16 protein-coding genes and 1 tRNA gene are annotated in these 17,706 nt (G+C 70.8%); 4 read left to right on the top strand and 13 right to left on the bottom strand.

The features are described 5' to 3' along the window. The first annotated feature begins 383 nt into the window (after positions 1-383). On the top strand, positions 384-1,580 hold the full coding sequence (locus H343_RS0124145) for a right-handed parallel beta-helix repeat-containing protein (protein WP_158679610.1): 1,197 nt from the start codon (positions 384-386) through the stop codon (positions 1,578-1,580). A gap of 176 nt (positions 1,581-1,756) precedes the next feature. Here the strand turns inward: H343_RS0124145 and H343_RS0124140 are convergent, their stop codons facing one another. Both H343_RS0124140 and H343_RS0124135 read right to left on the bottom strand, forming a co-directional pair. Next, the gene (locus H343_RS0124140; protein WP_028433221.1) at positions 1,757-2,815 is read right to left on the bottom strand and encodes an FAD-dependent oxidoreductase; all 1,059 of its coding nucleotides are present in this window, start codon (positions 2,813-2,815) and stop codon (positions 1,757-1,759) included. Between the two features lie 298 nt (positions 2,816-3,113). Beyond that, positions 3,114-3,195: transfer RNA gene (locus tag H343_RS0124135), tRNA-Tyr, on the bottom strand. Between the two features lie 189 nt (positions 3,196-3,384). Here H343_RS0124135 and H343_RS0124130 point away from each other — a divergent pair. Next, positions 3,385-3,873 (top strand): YajQ family cyclic di-GMP-binding protein, encoded by a 489-nt coding sequence (locus tag H343_RS0124130; RefSeq protein WP_028433220.1) that lies wholly within the window; start codon positions 3,385-3,387, stop codon positions 3,871-3,873. A 96-nt stretch (positions 3,874-3,969) separates the two neighbouring features. On the opposite strand, the gene htpX is transcribed toward H343_RS0124130, so the two are convergent. The 11 genes from htpX to H343_RS0124075 form a co-directional block, all read right to left on the bottom strand. Next, positions 3,970-4,830 carry a zinc metalloprotease HtpX gene (gene htpX, locus H343_RS0124125; protein ID WP_028433219.1) on the bottom strand — a complete coding sequence of 287 codons (861 nt, stop codon included), beginning with the start codon at positions 4,828-4,830 and terminating at the stop codon, positions 3,970-3,972. Between the two features lie 189 nt (positions 4,831-5,019). Continuing rightward, on the bottom strand, positions 5,020-6,696 hold the full coding sequence (locus H343_RS0124120; protein WP_028433218.1) for an NADH-quinone oxidoreductase subunit N: 1,677 nt from the start codon (positions 6,694-6,696) through the stop codon (positions 5,020-5,022). Next, complete coding sequence (locus tag H343_RS0124115; protein WP_199778989.1) at positions 6,693-8,393, bottom strand: NADH-quinone oxidoreductase subunit M; 1,701 nt, start codon at positions 8,391-8,393, stop codon at positions 6,693-6,695. Before H343_RS0124115 ends, H343_RS0124120 begins: the two co-directional genes overlap by 4 nt. Before the next feature lie 20 nt (positions 8,394-8,413). After that, complete coding sequence (locus H343_RS0124110; protein WP_028433216.1) at positions 8,414-10,453, bottom strand: NADH-quinone oxidoreductase subunit L; 2,040 nt, start codon at positions 10,451-10,453, stop codon at positions 8,414-8,416. Then, positions 10,450-10,854: an NADH-quinone oxidoreductase subunit NuoK gene (gene nuoK, locus H343_RS0124105; RefSeq protein ID WP_028433215.1), complete on the bottom strand. Its 405-nt coding sequence runs from the start codon at positions 10,852-10,854 to the stop codon at positions 10,450-10,452. Before nuoK ends, H343_RS0124110 begins: the two co-directional genes overlap by 4 nt. Further along, positions 10,854-11,429, bottom strand: a complete 576-nt coding sequence (locus H343_RS0124100) for an NADH-quinone oxidoreductase subunit J (RefSeq protein WP_028433214.1) — start codon at positions 11,427-11,429, stop codon at positions 10,854-10,856. Before H343_RS0124100 ends, nuoK begins: the two co-directional genes overlap by 1 nt. Next, positions 11,426-12,103 carry a NuoI/complex I 23 kDa subunit family protein gene (locus H343_RS32630; protein ID WP_037904964.1) on the bottom strand — a complete coding sequence of 226 codons (678 nt, stop codon included), beginning with the start codon at positions 12,101-12,103 and terminating at the stop codon, positions 11,426-11,428. Before H343_RS32630 ends, H343_RS0124100 begins: the two co-directional genes overlap by 4 nt. Beyond that, positions 12,103-13,065: a complex I subunit 1 family protein gene (locus H343_RS0124090; RefSeq protein WP_028433213.1), complete on the bottom strand. Its 963-nt coding sequence runs from the start codon at positions 13,063-13,065 to the stop codon at positions 12,103-12,105. Before H343_RS0124090 ends, H343_RS32630 begins: the two co-directional genes overlap by 1 nt. Further along, positions 13,062-14,198, bottom strand: a complete 1,137-nt coding sequence (locus tag H343_RS34520; RefSeq protein ID WP_078506078.1) for an NADH-quinone oxidoreductase subunit C — start codon at positions 14,196-14,198, stop codon at positions 13,062-13,064. Before H343_RS34520 ends, H343_RS0124090 begins: the two co-directional genes overlap by 4 nt. Positions 14,199-14,205: 7 nt before the next feature. Then, positions 14,206-14,892, bottom strand: a complete 687-nt coding sequence (locus H343_RS32620; protein ID WP_051265961.1) for a NuoB/complex I 20 kDa subunit family protein — start codon at positions 14,890-14,892, stop codon at positions 14,206-14,208. Further along, on the bottom strand, positions 14,883-15,254 hold the full coding sequence (locus tag H343_RS0124075) for an NADH-quinone oxidoreductase subunit A (protein WP_028433212.1): 372 nt from the start codon (positions 15,252-15,254) through the stop codon (positions 14,883-14,885). The genes H343_RS32620 and H343_RS0124075 overlap by 10 nt, the downstream gene beginning before the upstream one ends. A 392-nt stretch (positions 15,255-15,646) precedes the next feature. Here H343_RS0124075 and H343_RS0124070 point away from each other — a divergent pair, with 392 nt between their 5' ends. After that, complete coding sequence (locus tag H343_RS0124070) at positions 15,647-16,378, top strand: serine protease (RefSeq protein WP_078506082.1); 732 nt, start codon at positions 15,647-15,649, stop codon at positions 16,376-16,378. A gap of 247 nt (positions 16,379-16,625) precedes the next feature. Continuing rightward, the coding region (locus tag H343_RS32615; RefSeq protein WP_078506077.1) for a sensor histidine kinase at positions 16,626-17,706 on the top strand (1,081 nt) is incomplete at its 3' end.

Here is a 17,706-nt window from a genome sequence, read left to right as displayed (position 1 = left end):
GAGACTGTTGTGCCGAACCGTCGGAGAAGACGGACGGTTCGGCGACGCGCCGGTTCTCACGCGGGCGCGGAGGGCGCATTCACCCCTCACATTGTGCGCGTGTCTACTTTCCCCGTTCCGCGCGCTCCATCGTTCGGGGGGTTACTCCTTCCGAGTCTTGTTCCCGCTGTTCAGTCACCGCATTACTTGAGGGACTCGTTCCTCTTCGACTGCCCCCCATCGGCGCTCACCGGCCCTGAGAAGTGCGCTTCGGCGCCCTTCTCCATCCGGCGGATCGGCGGCAGGCGGGCAGCAGGGGCGGCGCGAACAGGGTCAGATTCTACGAGGGAGACGAAAGAATGGCCTCTACCAGATCCATCGTCAAGTCGCTCCTCAGTACCGGCATGGCCGTCCTCCTGTGGGCGACCGGTCTCGCCGTATCGTCACCGGCCGCAGCGCTGGCGGTGATCGTCGTGGGAACCCCGAGCGCATCGTGTCCGAACCCCCAGCACGCGACCATTCAAGCCGCGGTCGACGCCGCTTCGGCCGGGGACACCATCCGCGTCTGCGCCGGCACGTACAACGAAGCAGTGACCGTGAACAAGTCGTTGCTCTTCCGCGGAGCGCGAGCGGGTGTCGACGCACGCGTCGGCCGCACGAATCCCGCACAGGAGTCCATCGTCCAGCCCCCGGCCGGGTCCACCGGCTTCACCGTCACCGGCGGAGTGAACGACGTCACCATCGACGGCTTCACGGTCCGCGACTCCACTGCCGACGGGATCGACACGCTGACGGGAGGCAGCGGCTTCACGATCGTCAACAACATCATCACCGGCAACCGGATCGGCATCAACTTCCGTTCCCCCGGCACGATTTCCAGTCCGTCAGTGATTCGCCAGAATCGGCTGGTGGACAACAACAACAGCCTGCCGCAAGGTGGAACCGGCGTCTTCCTGGGCGGCGGCCAGGGCACCAACTTCACTTCGATCACCCAGAACCGCTTCAGCGGCCACGTCAACGCTGATGTCAACACCCAGGGAGTCCTGGACGGCAGCGACCCCGCGGAAGAGCTGAGCATCACCGGCAACGCAAGCGTGGACAGCTCCACATTCCTCGTGCTGATCAATGCCGACGCCCCCAGGGTGACCACGAACCAGATCACGAAGAACTCCGCACTTCCCGCCGGCAGCGCAATGCTCATCGACTCGAACACCGATCAGGCGAGGATCCAGGGAAATACCATCACCGGCGGCGCCGGCACCGGGATCAATGTGACAGCACAATTCGGCTCGCTGGAGCCCAGCACCAATCTGAACGTCAGGGGGAATGTGATCAACTCCCGCACCAATGGCGTGAGCATCAGCGGACTGGACTCCGGCACGTTCTCCGGCAACATCGCCCAGAGAAGCAGCAACAACGGAATTCAGGTGAATTCGTCGGTGACACCGGCCGTCCCGCTGGTGTTCAGCGGCAACGTCGCCACAGGCAGCAGCGTATGGGACGCCAACGACGACACCAGCGGCGGCGGCACCGCCGGCACGGCCAACACCTGGACGGGGAACGTGTGCCCCAAGGATGACCCGAACGGAATCTGCGTCTGAGGACGGCTCGGACCCGGTCGGCACCCGCGGTGCCGGCGGGCCTGCTCCAGGTCCGCCGGCACCGACCCGGACACGCGATCGCAGGCTGGCACCCCTCCCCGCACGAGGGGTGCCCTTCGCTCCATGAAATCCCGGCTCACGTATCCGTGCACCGGTCCCGTCCGTCCGTCATCTCCTCAGGCGTTTCCCTGCCGGGGAAGACCTTGCGGGCGACAGCGCCGCAGTTCGGCAGACGGCTTCCCGCTGACGAGTTCGTCCGCGACCAGACGGCCGACCGTCGGTGCCAGGGTGATGGCCGAGTGCATGACAGCGACGTAGACGGACCGGTCCTGAGCGGCGTATCCCACGATCGGTCCGTGCGCGGGCATGGGACGTCTGCCGATGCGACAGCCCAAGGGGAGACAGGCGTCACCGCCGGTGAAGGCCGCTCGCAGACGCCGTAGCACGCGCTGTTGAACCTGCTCCAGCGAGGCCGCCGGCTCGCCCCCGGCGTATGGCACTGTCAGCAGGAGGTGGCCGTCGCGAACCTCACGGACCTCGAACTCCGGGCAGGCCACAATGGTGTTGACCAGGCCGGGTGGCGCGGTGAGACGCATCAGGCAGGCCGGGGAAGCGGCTACGGGAAGATCGACTTGCAGCGGCTCGGAGAGCTTGGTGACGTTGGTTCCGGCGGCGAGTACGACTGTCTCGGCAGGGTGAAAACCGACCGCCGACAGTGCTCCCACGGCGAGTGAGCCCGCCATCCTGAGGGACGTCACCGCAGCTCCGTAGACCACTTCCGCCCCGTGCGCACAGGCGGCGTTCACCAGTGCCTCGGTCATCGCCGCCGGGTCGACGCCTGCGTCGCCGGGGGTGTGAACGGCCTGTTCGGGAGGGGTTCGCAGGTGAGGCTCCAGCGCTGCGACATCGCGTCGCCCGATCACGTGCCGGCCAGGCCCCGGCCGTACATCCCGCGGAGCGTCGGTCCAGGTCAGAGACCCGGTCCAGCGCACCGTGACCTCCGACAGCTCGGCCTCCAGCCGCCGGAAGTCCGTGAGGACGAATTCGCGCAGGTCCCGTGCTCCGCCCGGCCAGTCACCTCCCGCGTTCCCGATCCAGGCGAAGGAGTCACCTGTCACCCCCGTGGCGGGTGATGGCCCCTGGTCGAGCAAGGTCACAGCTACTCCCCGGCGTGCCAGGTGGTAAGCGACCGAAGATCCGACGACACCCGCACCGACAACGACGACAGCTGACATGACCCCTCTTCGGTGACGCGACGGCCGGCCACACCGGGCTCGTGGCTCTCAGGGCACAGTCGGGTTGCCGCGGCGACGCCGCAACGGAATTACGTGCGGCCCTTCTTCTTTCAGTCACCCGCGGGGCGGGCGACAGAGCCGACCGTGCGGAGTGCCGGAGGGGAATGGGACTCCGCAGATGTGCCATTCACGTGCCGGATCGGGACGGGGAACGGCGGGGAGCTGCGGTGTCTCGCAGTGACAGCAGAAGGGACCGGCCTCTGACCCGTGTTGCTGGTCAGAGGCCGGTCCTCGTCTGTGGCGGCGCTAGGATTCGAACCTAGGAAGGCTGAGCCGGCAGATTTACAGTCTGCTCCCTTTGGCCGCTCGGGCACACCGCCTGGGATCGCTGCCCGGCCCGCCCTGAAGCGGTGCTCCGCGGCAACGGTGTAAACCATACCCGATGGCGGGGGGTGGTCCGCCACCCGGTTGATCAGGGGTGCCGGCGGTGCTCAGTGGCTAGGCTGACCCGGCGGTTCGCACGGCGGGCCGCGTCTCTGACGGATCTATTTGCGAGGAGCCAACTCACCATGGCCGACTCCAGTTTCGACATCGTCTCGAAGGTCGAGCGGCAGGAGGTCGACAACGCCCTCAACCAGGCCGCCAAGGAGATCTCACAGCGCTACGACTTCCGCGGGGTGGACGCCTCGATCGCGTGGTCGGGCGAGCGGATCGAGATGCGGGCCAATGCCGAGGAGCGGGTGAAGGCCGTCCTCGACATCTTCCAGTCAAAGCTGGTCAAGCGCGGGATCTCCCTGAAGGCTCTGGACACGGGCGAACCTCAGTCGTCCGGCAAGGAGTACAAGATCTCCGCGTCGCTGAAGGAGGGCATCGCTCAGGACGACGCGAAGAAGATCGCGAAGGTCATCCGGGACGAGGGCCCCAAGGGGGTCAAGGCCCAGGTGCAGGGCGACGAACTGCGCGTCTCGTCCAAGAGCCGCGACCATCTGCAGGAGATCATCACGCTGTTGAAGGGCAAGGACTTCGACTTCCCGCTTCAGTTCGTCAACTACCGCTGACCGGCCCACGGCCTTCGAAGACCCCGCCGTGCGCGCCCGTGCGGCGTCGGCGGGGTCGGCGGGGCCGGTCGGACCGACGGGCGCTCCTCGTGGCCGTCACTGGCGTCTTCCTGCCAGACGCTCCAGCCTGGCCACCCGCTGAGCCATCGGCGGGTGGGTGGAGAACAGCCTGGACATGCCCTCGCCCCGCCGGAACGGGTTGGCGATCATCAGGTGGCTCGCGGTCTCCAGCCTCGGTTCGGGAGGCAGCGGCAACTGCTGTGTGCCCGCCTCCAGTTTGCGCAGCGCCGAGGCAAGGGCGAGGGGGTCGCCGGTGAGCTGCGCGCCGGACGCGTCCGCCTCGTACTCCCGGGAGCGGGAGACGGCGAGGTGGATGACGGTGGCCGCCAGCGGACCCAGGATCATGATCAGCAGCATTCCGACGAGCCCCGGTCCGTCGTCGTCGTCGCCGCGCCCGAAGGGGATCAGCCAGGCGAAGTTGACGAGGAACATCACCACGGAGGCGAGGGCCCCCGCGACGGAGGAGATGAGGATGTCGCGGTTGTAGACGTGGCTGAGTTCGTGGCCGATGACACCGCGCAGCTCACGCTCGTCGAGGAGGCGCAGTATGCCGTCGGTGCAGCAGACGGCGGCGTGACGCGGGTTGCGGCCGGTGGCGAAGGCGTTCGGAGCCTGGGTCGGTGAGATGTACAGCCTCGGCATCGGCTGCCGCGCGGCCGTGGAGAGTTCGCGGACCATGCGGTACAGCTCAGGGGCCTCGAACTCGCTGACGGGACGGGCCCGCATGGCGCGCAGAGCGATCTTGTCGCTCCTCCAGTACGCGTAGCCGTTGGTGCCCAGCGCCACGAGGAGGGCGAGCAGCAGTCCCGTACGCCCGAAGAAGCCGCCGACGACGAGGATGACGGCGGAGAGTCCCCCCAGGAGCAGAGCTGTCCGCAGCCCGTTGTGCCGGTGCACAGTACGCCCTCCAGTGGTGCAGCAGGGGAACCCTGAGCCGGGGTGGTCACGCAACGGTCCGGTGGACCCTCTCGCCTGGTCAACGCGAGTAGCAGGACAACAGTTCCCCGCCGGCGCGCGGTGTGAAGCGGCCCACGGGCCGCCCGGGGGACGGGCACGCGGGCCCGTGCGGCGCGGGGCCGGCTGCCGCTACCGCAGGCCCTCTGCGGCGAAGGTGAGCACCGCGTCCGGGTAGAGGGAGAGCGCGATCCCGGCGGCGGCGGTCAGGGCGATGGCGACGGCCAGGGGGGCGGCGATCCGGGGGCGCGGCCGCTCCTCGCCCGCCGCAGCCGTCACCGCCGACGTCACCGCGGCCGTCACCGTCGACGTCGAGGTCGCCGCCTCCGAGCTCCCCGCCGTGCCGGCCGTGTCCGCCGCGCCGGCCGTGCCGGCCGTACCCGCCTGGGCGGTCTCCGCCGCCTGCGGGGAGCCCGTACGGAAGACCAGCGCGGTCCACCGCAGGTAGTAGTAGAGCGCGATCACCACATTGAGGGCCATGACGACGGCGAGCCAGCCCAGCCCGTTCTCCACTGCCGTGGAGAAGACGGCGACCTTCGCGAAGAGGCCGATGACACCCGGCGGCAGTCCGGCCAGGCACAGCAGGAAGAAGCCGAGGGCGAGCGCGGCCAGGGGGTGCGCGGCATAGAGGCCGCGGTGGTCCTCCAGCCGGTTGGCGGCGCTGGTGCGGCCGACGTGGGCGACGACGGCGAAGGCTCCGAGGTTGACCGCCGCGTACATCAGCAGATAGGCGACCGCGGCACCGGCCGCGGAGAGCGCCTGCCCCGGGTTCGGTCCGGCGTCCGGTGCGGCGGCGGCGAGCGGCACCAGCAGGTATCCGGCCTGTCCGACGGAGGACCAGGCGAGCAGGCGTACGGCGCTGTGTGCGGTGTCGGTGCGCTGTCGCAGCGCGGCGGCGTTGCCGGCGGTCATGGTCACGGCCGCCAGTACGGCCAGGGCCGGGCCCCAGAGCTCCGCGCGGGAGGAGAAGGCCTGGAGGAGGAGCAGCACGAGGCCGGAGAGGCCGGCCGCCTTGCCGACGACGGAGAGGAAGGCGGCGACCGGCACGGGCGCGCCCACATAGGTGTCGGGGACCCAGAAGTGGAAGGGGACGGCGGAGGCCTTGAAGGCGAACCCGACGAGGGTGAGTGCGATGCCGGCGGTGCCCAGGGCGTCCAGCTGCGGGTCGGTGCCGGTGAGGCCGTCGCTGATCCCGTCGAAGTGGAGGGTGCCGGTGACGGCGTAGAGGAAGCTCGCCCCGAGGAGTGTCACGGCGGTCGCGGTGACGGAGGAGAGGAAGAACTTCAGGGCGGCCTCGGCCGAGAGTCTGCTGCCGCGCCGCAGCCCGACGAGGGCGAAGGCGGGCAGGGAGGCGACCTCCAGGGCGATGACGAGGGTGACCAGGTCGCGGGATGCGGGTACGAGCGCGGCTCCGGCGGTGGCGGACAGCAGCAGGAACCAGTACTCGCCGGCGGGCAGCTCCAGGTCGCGCACCACCGGCATCGAGATGAGCACGGTGACGAAAGCCGCGCCCAGCACGAGGAACTGCAGGACGAGCGCGAGCGTGTCCGCCGAGTAGCTGCACGCGCCTTCCGTGCCGGGCAGGCAGAAGGTCTCCAGGTCGCGGGTGCGCAGGAACAGCAGGGGAAGCGCGGCCAGCAGCAGCCCGGCGGCGGCGGCCGGCCCGAGCAGCCGCTTGCCGCGCTCGGGGAGGAAGAGGTCGGCGACGAGGACGGCCAGTCCCGCCACGGCCGCGATGGTGGGCGGCGAGACGGCCAGCCAGTCGACGGACTGTACGGACTGCTCTGCCCCCTGGGCGAGGACGGTCATCGGGTCACTCCTGGCAGGAGGTTCTGCACGGCGGGATCGGTGAGGCCGAGGAGGAGGGCGGGCCACAGCCCGGCGGCGACGGTGAGGAGGACGAGGGGCGTCCAGGCCGCGTACTCGAAGCCGCGGACGTCGGCGAGGCGCGCGGTCACCGGGCGCGCCCGGTCGGGCCCTGTCTGCTCAGCGGGCTCCTGCCCCAGCTCCCGGCGCTCGCGGCTCTCGTCGTCCCTTCCCGCCTCCTCGCGCGGGTCGCCCATGCACACGCGGCGTACGACGATGAGCATGTAGGCGGCGGTCAGCAGGGTGCCGAGGCCGCCGACGGCCATGAAGGTGACGAAGGCGGGCCGGCTGAGTCCTTCCCCGGGGTTCAGCGCGCCGAGCAGGGCGAGCATCTCGCCCCAGAAGCCGGCGAGTCCGGGCAGGCCCAGCGAAGCGACGGCGCCGAAGGCGAGCAGCCCGCCGAAGCGGGGCGCGTTGCCGTACAGGGCACCGCCCGTGTCACCCGCGAGGGTGTCGAGGTCGCTGGTGCCGGCGCGGTCCTTGAGGGCACCGACGAGGAAGAAGAGCAGCCCGGTGATGAGGCCGTGCGCGACGTTCGCGAAGAGCGCGCCGTTGACGCCGGCCGGCGTCATCGTCGCGATGCCGAGCAGCACGAACCCCATGTGGCCGACGGAGGAGTAGGCGATGAGCCGCTTGAGGTCGCCCTTCGCGCCGCGGCGTGCGAGGGCGAGGCAGACCAGGGACCCGTAGACGATGCCGACGACGGCGAAGGCCGCCAGGTAGGGGGCGAAGGTCCGCATGCCCTCGGGTGCGACGGGGAGCAGGATGCGGACGAAGCCGTAGGTGCCCATCTTCAGCAGGACGCCGGCCAGCAGCACGGAGCCGACCGTCGGTGCCGCGGTGTGGGCGTCGGGGAGCCAGCTGTGCAGCGGCCACATCGGGGTCTTCACGGCGAGTCCGGCGCCGACGGCGAGCACGGCGAGGATCTGGGTGGTGCGGGTCAGGCCCGGGTGGCTGTCGGCGGCGAGTGCCACCATGTCGAACGTGCCGCCCTTGAAGCCGAGCAGCAGGAGGCCGAGCAGCATCACGACGGAGCCGAGCAGTGTGTAGAGGATGAACTTCCAGGCGGCGGGCCCGCGTTCCGCGCCGCCCCAGCGGGCGATGAGGAAGTACATCGGGACGAGCACCGTCTCGAACGCCAGGAAGAACAGGACGAGATCGAGCGCGGCGAAGGTGGCGAGCGTGCCGGCCTCCAGCAGGAGGATGAGGGCGACGAACGCCTGCGGGCCGCCTGCCCGGCGCGCGGGCGGCCCGCCCTGCGGAGCGCGGTCGGCCTGGGGCGCGGACTGCGCGGACGGCCCGGCGCCGGCGCCGTAGCTGTGCAGCGCGCAGAGGAAGGTGAGCAGGGCGGTCAGTACGAGCAGCGGCAGGGAGACGCCGTCGATCCCGAGATGGAGTCGGATACCGAGGGAGGCGATCCAGGCGACGTCCGACTCTGCCTGCATGGTGCCCGGCCGGTCCGTGTCGAAGCCGAGGGCGAGCACGACGGATGCGGCGAGCACGGCGCCGGTGACGGTGACGCCGTGCCGCAGCACCGCCTGCCCGGGGTCGCGTCCCTTGAGCCCGGGGGGCGGCGGCAGTACGGCGGCCGCGGCCCCGGCGAGCGGGAGGAGGACGACGGCGACGAGGAGCGCCTGCATGACGGTGTTGCTGACGTTGATCACGGTCGGGCCCCTCCGGCTGCTGCGGCGACGAGTACGACGGCCACGGCGAGCACCAGGGAGCCCACGGCCAGCGCGCTGAGGTACGTCTGCGCGTTGCCGGTCTGCGTCCGCCGTACGAGCGAGCCCAGGAGGCGGGGGCCGAGGCCCGCGCCGCGTACGTAGGTGTCGACGACGGTTCTGTCGAGGAAGCGGGCGAGGCGCCCGGCGGCCTGCGTCGGGCGTACGAACAGGGCGGTGTTGACGGCGTCCAGACGGAAGCCGTGCGCGGCGGTGCCGTGCAGCCGGCCCAGAAGCAGCCGGGAGGGGTCCGCCGGGTCGCGGGCCTCGGCGATGTCGCCGTAGGCGGGTTCGTGCGTGGCGATGGCCTCGGCCTCGGAGAGCGCGGGGTCACCGCCGGGGTGTGCGGCGACGGCGCCCATCGGCGCGCGGGAGGCTGCCGGGGAGGTGGTGTGCCGCCACGCGCCGTAGGTGACCAGCACGCCGACGAGGGCGACACCGGTGGCGAGTACGGATGTGGCGAGGGTGGGGGCGAGGGAGCCGCCGCCGAACCAGTCGGGCAGTACGCCGTAGGCGAGCCCGAGTCCGAGGGAGGGCACGGCGAGCAGCCACAGCACGAGGTTCATCAGGAGCGGTTCGCGCCCGTGCTCCTCGGCGGACGTGCGCGGGCCCTCGCCGCGGAAGGCGAGGAGCCACAGCCGGGTCGCGTACGCGGCGGTCAGCAGCGCGCCCAGCATGCCCGCCACGAGGACGATCCAGCCTGCCGCGGGCGGGACGCCGGCGGCGTGCGTGTCGCCGAACGCCGCGTGCTCCGCGGCGCCGAGCACCGCCTCCTTGGAGAAGAAGCCGCTGAAGGGCGGGAGGGCGGCGAGGGCGAGCAGACCGACCGTCATCGTCCAGTAGGCGTCGGGCGCGATCCTGGTGAGGCCGCCCATGCGGGACATCGCCGCGAGCGAGTTCGTGCCGGCGGCGTGGATGACGACGCCGGCGGCGAGGAAGAGCAGGGCCTTGAAGGCTCCGTGCACGAGCAGGTGGAAGACGGCCGCCCCTCGGTCGGCTACGGCCAGGGCGCCTGCCATGTAGGCCAGTTGACCGATGGTGGAGTAGGCGAGCACGCGTTTGATGTCGTCCTGGGCGAGCGCGGAGAGCCCCGATCCGACGATGGTGACCGCCGCCATGAGGGCCAGCACGACGAGCGCGGCGGTGGAGGCGGTGAAGACGGGCAGCAGCCGGGCGACGAAGTAGACGCCCGCGGCGACCATCGTGGCGGCGTGGATCAGCGCGGAGACCGGCGTGGGCCCTGCCATCGCGTCGGGCAGCCAGGTGTGCAGCGGGAACTGCGCGGACTTCCCGGCCACTCCGGCGAGCAGCAGCAGCGCGATCACGGTGGGGTGGCTCAGCTCGAACTCGGCGAGCTGCGAGGTGAGTTTGCCGGTGATGGTGCTGATGCGGAAAGTGCCGGCCTCGGTGGCGAGCACGAGGATGCCGATCAGGAAGGGCACGTCACCGAGCTTGGTGATCAGGAACGCCTTCAGCGACGCGGCGCGAGCGGCCTGGGTCTCCCAGTAGTGCCCGACGAGGAAGTACGAGCAGATGCCCATGATCTCCCAGCCGACGAGCAGCACGATGAGGTCGTCCGCGTAGACGACGAGCAGCATGGCGGCGGTGAAGAGGGAGACGAAGGCGGCGTAGCTCGCGTAGCGCGGGTCGTCGCGGAGATAGCCGGTGGAGTACAGCTGCACGCAGGAGGCGACGACACCGACGAGGACGGCGACGAGGACGGCGAACCCGTCCAGGTGCAGGGCGAGTTCGACGGGCAGGGCGGCATCGCCGGTGGGGGCGAGTTCGGTGGCCGCCTTCAGCGGTGCGCCGCCCGACTGCCGCACGGCCACGATGACGGCGAGCACCGTCGCGAGCAGCGTGGGCAGTACGGCCAGGGGCTGGACGAAGCCGGGTGCGCGGCGTCCGAGCAGGAGACCGGCGACGGCGCCGAGGAAGGGCAGCAGCGGGACGAGAGCGGCGAGGGTCGTGGTGCTCACGCGGTCTGCCTCCCGCTGTCGGTGGTGGGCTTCACACTTGCCGTGCCGCCGGTTCCGTCGTCCGGCGCGCCTGCTGCTTCCGCATCCCCGGCAGGTCTCTCGGCGAGGTCCCGCAGCCCGTCGATGCCGGAACTGCCGCGGTTGCGGTAGACGAGCAGCACGATGGCGAGACCGATGCCGATCTCTGCGGCGGCGACGGCGATGGTGAACAGGGCGAGCGCCTGGCCGGTGTGCAGGGTCTCCCGCAGCCATACGTCGAAGGCGACGAGGTTGAGGTTGACCGCGTTGAGCATCAGCTCGACCGACATCAGCATCAGGATGGCGTTGCGGCGCGCGAGGACGCCGTAGAGGCCCGTGCAGAACAGGAGCGCGGCGAGTACGGCCGGGTAGGCGAGATGCATCAGCGCTGCTCCTCCTTCGTTCCGCCGTTGCCGCGCCGGGAGAGCACGATCGCGCCGACGAGCGCCGCGAGAAGCAGCACGGACAGCGCCTCGAACGGCAGGACCCAGGCGCGGAAGAGCGCTTCCCCGGTGACTCTCGTCGAGCCCTGGGCGGAGGCTTCCGCGGAGGTGCCGAGGTCGATCCAGGTCGTGCGGAAGGCGTCGACGACGAGCGTGACGAGAGTGGCCGCGGAGACCAGGGCGACCGCGAGCGCGACCGGGCGGTTGCCGGAGTCGGCGTCCGGGGAGCGGCCTATCGGCGCCCTGGTGAGCATCAGCCCGAAGAGCAGGAGCACGACGACCGAGCCCACGTAGATGAGGACCTGCACCCAGGCGATGAACTCCGCGGTCAGCAGCAGGTATTCGACCGCGACGCCGCCCAGCGCCGCCACCAGCCACAGCGCCGCGTGGACGAGCTGTTTCGTGGTGACGGTGACGATCGCGGCGCCGAGAGTGGCCAGTCCGACCAGGACGAAGACGATCTCGACGCCGGTCGGGGAGAGGAAGCCGGGGTGGGCGGCTGCGGCGAGGTTCACGCGTCGCCCTCCCGCTCGCCGGGGCCGGAACGGCCGGACCCGCCGGACGGACCGGACCCGTCGGACGGACCGGACCCGCCGGGCTGCGCCTGCTCCGTCTCCGCCGTTTCCACCGTCCCCGCCGTTTCCACCGTCTCCGCCGCCTCCGCCCGCTCGGCGGCTGCGAGTTTGTCCGCCGACTTGCGGGCCGCGGCCAGCTCCTTGGGCTCCTCGGCCGCCGGGTCGAGCGCCGGCGGCTCGGGCACCGTCCACATCCAGTCCCTGAGCTTGTCCCGCTCGTGGGTGAGCTCCCGGATGTCGGTCTCGGCGTACTCGAACTCCGGTGACCAGAACAGCGCGTCGAACGGGCAGACGTCGATGCAGATGCCGCAGTACATGCACAGGGCGAAGTCGATGGCGAAGCGGTCCAGGACGTTGCGGCTGCGCTCGCGGCCGCCCGGCGCGGCAGCGGGCATCGTCTCCTTGTGCGAGTCGATGTAGATGCACCAGTCGGGGCACTCGCGGGCGCACAGCATGCAGACCGTGCAGTTCTCCTCGAAGAGTCCGATCACGCCTCGGCTGCGCGGCGGGAGTTCGGGCTGCACGTCGGGATAGTGCGCGGTGACCGAACGGCGGGTCATCGTACGCAGCGTGACTGCCAGCCCCTTGGCGAGTCCGGAGCCGGGCACGGGCATTACTGGATCACCACCTTGACGACGCCGGTGACGGCGATCTGGAGGAGGGCGAGGGGGACGAGCACGGTCCAGGCCACCCGCTGGATCTGGTCCTCACGCAGCCGCGGGTAGCTCACCCGCAGCCAGATGACGACGAACGCGAGCGCGGCGGTCTTCAGCAGGGTCCACACCCAGCCCAGCCCGTCGGAGAACGGGCCGTGCCAGCCGCCCAGGAACAGCACGGCGGTCAGCGCGGAGAGCACGACGATGCCCGCGTACTCGGCGAGCAGGAAGAGCGCGAAACGCAGACCGGTGTACTCGGTGTAGGCGCCGAAGATGATCTCGGAGTCGGCGACGGGGGCGTCGAAGGGGGGCCGCTGCAGTTCCGCGAGACCAGCGGTGAAGAAGACCAGTCCACCGATGATCTGCCAGGGCAGCCACCACCACTGCCAGGCGTCGAGGATGCCGGGGAGCGAGACGGTGCCGGCAGCCATCGCGACGGAGGCGGCGGCGAGCAGCATCGGCAGTTCGTAGGCCATCAGCTGTGCGGCGGTGCGGAGTCCGCCCAGCAGCGAGTACTTGTTGGCCGACGCCCAGCCGCCCATGAGCGAGCCCAGCACTCCCACGCCCATCACGGCGAGCACGAAGAAGACGCCCGCGTCGACGACCTGGCCGACCATGTCGCCGTCCCCCACGGGAATCACGATCAGCACCACGAGATAGGGCAACAGCGCGACGGCGGGCGCCAGTTGGAAGATCCTCCGGTCCGCGCCGCTGGGCACGATGTCTTCCTTCTGGGCGAACTTCACACCGTCGGCGACGAGTTGCGCCCAGCCGTGGAAGCCGCCCGCGTACATGGGACCGACACGGCCCTGCATGTGGGCCATCGCCTTGTGTTCGGCCTGTCCCACCAGCAGCGGCAGCACGAGGAACGCCAGAAGGACGGCCAGCAGCCTCCACAGGACGTCGACCACATCCATCAGGCGCCACCCTCCGCCGGTCCGCGTTCATCGCCTCCGCCGGCGTCACGTCCGTCGCCGCGGTCGCGGTCACGGTCGCCCACGTCGTCGCCGCCGTCGCGGTCACCCACGTTGCCGCCGCTGTCGCCGCCGGAGCCGTCGCGCTCGCCGGAGGCCGGGCGCGCATCGTGCCACGGCGCGTCGGACGCGGGTGTGCCGGGTGTCCGGCCCCGGCGCTCCCGGGGCGAGGACGGTGCTTCCCCGGCCTGTTCCCGTCCGGCCACTTCCCGTCCGGCCACTTCTCGTCCGGCTTGTTCCGGGCTCCCGTCCGCCGCCGCGTCCTCGGCGGTCTCCGCGCCCGACCCGCCGCCGCGCTGACTCGCCGACCCGGTGCTCGCGGAGCGCGTACGCCGCGCGGGGCGCTCCCCCGCCGCACGAGCGCCCGCCGCGCCGCCTGCACGTCCACGGGACGGCCGGGACGGTACGGGCGGCAACTTGCCCTTCATCGGGCCCCATTCGTTCGGGTCCGGAACGCCCGGCGGCAGCATCTGGCGCCGTTTGGGGCCGCCGTGGTCGGACTCGCCGGGCTCCTTCGCACCCGGCCACGCCTTGGCCACGCGGGCCGCGAGGACGAAGTCCTTGCGCAGCGGGTGCCCTTCGAAGGTGTCGGGCAGCAGCAGCGGCACCAGACGGGGGTGGCCGGCGAAGTCCACGCCGAACATCTCGTGGGTCTCACGCTCGTGCCAGGCCGCACCCGCGAAGACGCCGGTGGCGGTGGGCAGTACGGGCGTCTCGTGCGGCACGGTCGTACGCAGCAGCAGCCGGTGCACGGCACCGTCCGGCGTGGGCCCTGTGGGCACCGCGACGACGTGTGCGCACACCTGGAACCCGGTGCCGGGTTCGTCCACGGCGCTGAGCCAGTCGAAGAAGCGGCAGCCGAGAGTGTCCCGTGCCGTCTCCAGCGCGGGAAGCCACGACGTCGCGGGGACGTCGACGGTCAGCAGCCCGTACGCCTCCTCGGCGCGCGCGCCCTCGCCGAACAGCGTCTCCGTCCCCTGCGGCAGCCAGCCCGCACGCGCGGGGGCGGCGCCGCCCTCTCCGGGCCCCGCCGCCTCGCCGGAACGCTCTGCCTCACCGGGCTCGTTGGCCTCGCTCACCAGCTGCTCACCTGCTGCTCTCCTCCGGACCCGTCCCGTTGCCGTCCCCGTCCGACTGCGGCGACGAACCCGACTGCGGCTCCGACGGCGGCTGCGGCTGCGGCGGTGCCACCAGGCCGCCCGTGAGTGCCGCGGCCGGCGGCCGCCCCGAGGCACCGGCCGTGTACCGCTCGGCCGTCGACTCCCGCGCGATCTTCTCCTGAAGCTTCAGCACGCCCTGGAGCAGCGCCTCGGGACGGGGAGGGCAGCCGGGCACGTACACGTCGACGGGGATGATCTGGTCGACGCCCTTCGTCACGGAGTACGAATCCCAGTACGGGCCGCCGCAGTTGGAGCAGGCGCCGAAGGAGATCACGTACTTGGGCTCCGGCATCTGCTCGTACAGCCGCTTGACGGCGGGTGCCATCTTGTCCGTCACCGTGCCGGACACGACCATCAGGTCCGCCTGCCGCGGTCCCGGTGCGAACGGGATGACGCCGAGCCGGATGAAGTCGTGCCGGGCCATGGAGGCCGCGATGAACTCGATGGCGCAGCAGGCGAGTCCGAAGTTGAAGACCCACAGGCTGTAGCGGCGCCCCCAGTTGAGGATCACCTTCATCGGCTCGGGGGCGAGCCTGGCCAGCGGCCCCAGCGTCGGGGGCGTCTTCGGGACGGAGGGGGTGGGGAGGTCTGTGGTCGTGTTCGTCACGTCCATTCCAGGACGCCCTTCTTCCATGCGTAGAGCAGTCCGACGGTGAGGAAGCCGAGGAAGACGAACATCTCCACCAGTGTGATGCCGCCGAAGCCGGGTTCGGCGAAGACGGTCGCCCACGGGAAGAGGAAGACCGAGTCGACGGCGAAGATCACATAGAGAAAGGCGTAGACGTAGTAGCGGATCTGCGTATGGGCCCAGCCCTCTCCGACGGGGTCCACTCCGCATTCGTACGTCAGGAACTTCTCCTGCGTCGGCACCACGGGCCTCAGCAGCCGCCCGGCGCCGAAGGCCACGGCGACGAAGAGCACTCCGACCACCGCGACCAGCCCGACGACCGAATAGCCGTGGAAGTAGTCCGGCACGTCTGCCCGTCCTCACTCGCTGTGTTTGAAGTGCGCGGTCCCGGCGGAGAGCGCGGAGACCGCTTCCGCCGATCGGTACGGAGGGAGTCTAGGGCGTACCCGCGAACTTTCACCGGGCAGGACCGCCGAGCGAAACTCATGCCGCGAGTGCCCCTTTATGGGGCCCTTGCCACCGGAAACCGCCTCTTGCCATGCCGCACGCAGCGGCAGAGAATCACAACGCGTCTATCGGGGACCTGACCAATTCCCGGATTCTCTCGGGAACTTGGAAGTCCGGGTGTCATGCCCCTGACTACGCGCGCAACCCCCCACGAGAGGAAGACACCGTGCAGAAGAACCGACGCAAGCTGTTCGGAAGAATCGTCGCAGGCGTCGCCGTCACGCTCGCCGCGATGAGCCTGCAGCCCGCCGGCGCCGCCATGGCCGCGACGCCCGACGAGCCCAGCACCAGGATCGTCGGAGGCTCCCCCGCCGAGCAGGGTGAGTTCCCCTGGATGGTCCGTCTGTCGATGGGCTGCGGCGGCTCCCTCTACACCCAGGACATCGTGCTCACCGCCGCCCACTGCGTGGACGGCAGCGGCGAGGACACCAGCATCACCGCCACCGGCGGCGTCGTCGACCTCGAGGACTCCGCCAAGGTCGAGGTGAACTCCACCGAGGTCCTGCAGGCGCCCGGCTACGACGGCACCGGCAAGGACTGGGCCCTGATCAAGCTGGCCGAGCCGATCGACCAGCCGACCCTGCCCATCGCCGAGGACGCCTCCCTCAACGAGGGCGAGTTCACCGTCGCCGGCTGGGGTGCCGACTCCGAGGGCGGCCAGCAGCAGCAGAACCTGCTCAAGGTCAACGTGCCCTTCGTCGACGACGCCACCTGCAAGGGTGCCTACGCCGAGCTGGTCGAGGACGAGGAGCTGTGCGCCGGCCTCATGGACGAGGGCGGCATGGACAGCTGCCAGGGCGACTCCGGCGGCCCGATGTTCCGCAAGGACGAGGCCGGCGAGTTCGTCCAGGTCGGCATCGTCAGCTGGGGCGAGGGCTGCGCCCGTCCCGGCAAGCCCGGTGTCTACACCGAGGTGAGCACCTTCGCCGCGGACATCAAGGCCGCGGCGGCCGACCTGGGCTGACGCCCCGGGAAGCCTGAACGACTCACGCCGGCGCCCGCGTGTACGCCTCCGTACGCGCGGGCGCCGTCATGCGCGCACCCTGCCGGCGACAGACCCCGGGGGAGGGCAGGCGGCAGACGGCTGCCGACGTCCGGCCGCGGGAGCTGCGGGACGACTTCGCCGGACCCGGCGAGGTGGGGTTATCCCCACGTCGCCGGGTCCTCCGTACCCCATGGCGCCGGCCATCGCGCAGGGGCAGTCTTGGCCCATGACCGTCAGTGCACACCCTTCAGGGCACGGGGAGACCCCGTACGGGTACGGCTCACACTTCCACGAGAGCACGGACGGCCCGCCCGGGGACGGACCGCTGCCCCCGCCCCGCCCCGTGCTCGACGCCCAGACCTGGCGCGAGATCGCCCACCTGCTGACGAATCTGCCGGTCGGGATGGTGGGCTTCTTCTACATCGCGGTCTGCATCTACCTCAGCGCTCTGCTGTCCGTCACGGTGATCGGGCTGCCGCTGCTGGCCGTCACCCTGCTCGGCTGCCGCCAGCTCGGACGGTTCGAGCGCATGCGGGCCCGCGCGCTGCTGCGCGTGCGCATCGACGAGCCCAGTGCTGCGCGGCCCCACAGACCGGGCTTCCTCTCCTGGCTGTGGGCGCAGCTGAAGGACTCGGTGGCCTGGCGGCACGCGCTGTACCACTTCATCCGCCTGCCCTGGGGGTGGTTCACCTTCGGGCTCACCCTGCCCGCGCTCTTCGTGGGCTGGCCGGTGCTGCCGTGGCTGGCACGCGGACTGTCCAATGTGGACCGTGCGCTGGTGCGTACCCTGCTCTCCCCGTCGGACGAGCTGGAGCGGCGCATCGCCGAGCTGGAGTCGGATCGTGGTTCGGTGGCCGACACCGCCGCCGCCGACCTGCGCCGCATCGAACGCGACCTCCACGACGGCGCACAGGCCCGCCTCGTCGCCCTCGCCATGGACCTCGGCCTCGCCAAGGAGAAACTCCTCGAAGACCCCGAAGCCGCCGCCAGAATGGTCGGCGAAGCCCACGGCGAAGTGAAACTCGCCCTCCAGGAACTACGCGACCTCGCCCGAGGCATCCACCCCGCCATCCTCACCGACCGCGGACTCGGCCCCGCCCTGTCCGCACTCGCAGCACGCTGCACCGCCCACGTCACCGTCACCGTCGACCTCGACCGACGCCCCGCCCAAGCCATCGAAGGCATCACCTACTTCACCGTCTCCGAACTCCTCCAGAACATCAGCAAACACTCCCGCGCCCACACCGCCCGCATCGACGTCTGGAGAACCGGCGACCGCCTCCTCCTCCAAGTCACCGACAACGGCC

Source organism: Streptomyces sp. TAA204, assembly GCF_000424965.1.
The sequence above is the reverse complement of the archived record's forward strand: the minus strand, read 5'-3'. Positions and strand labels throughout refer to the sequence as shown.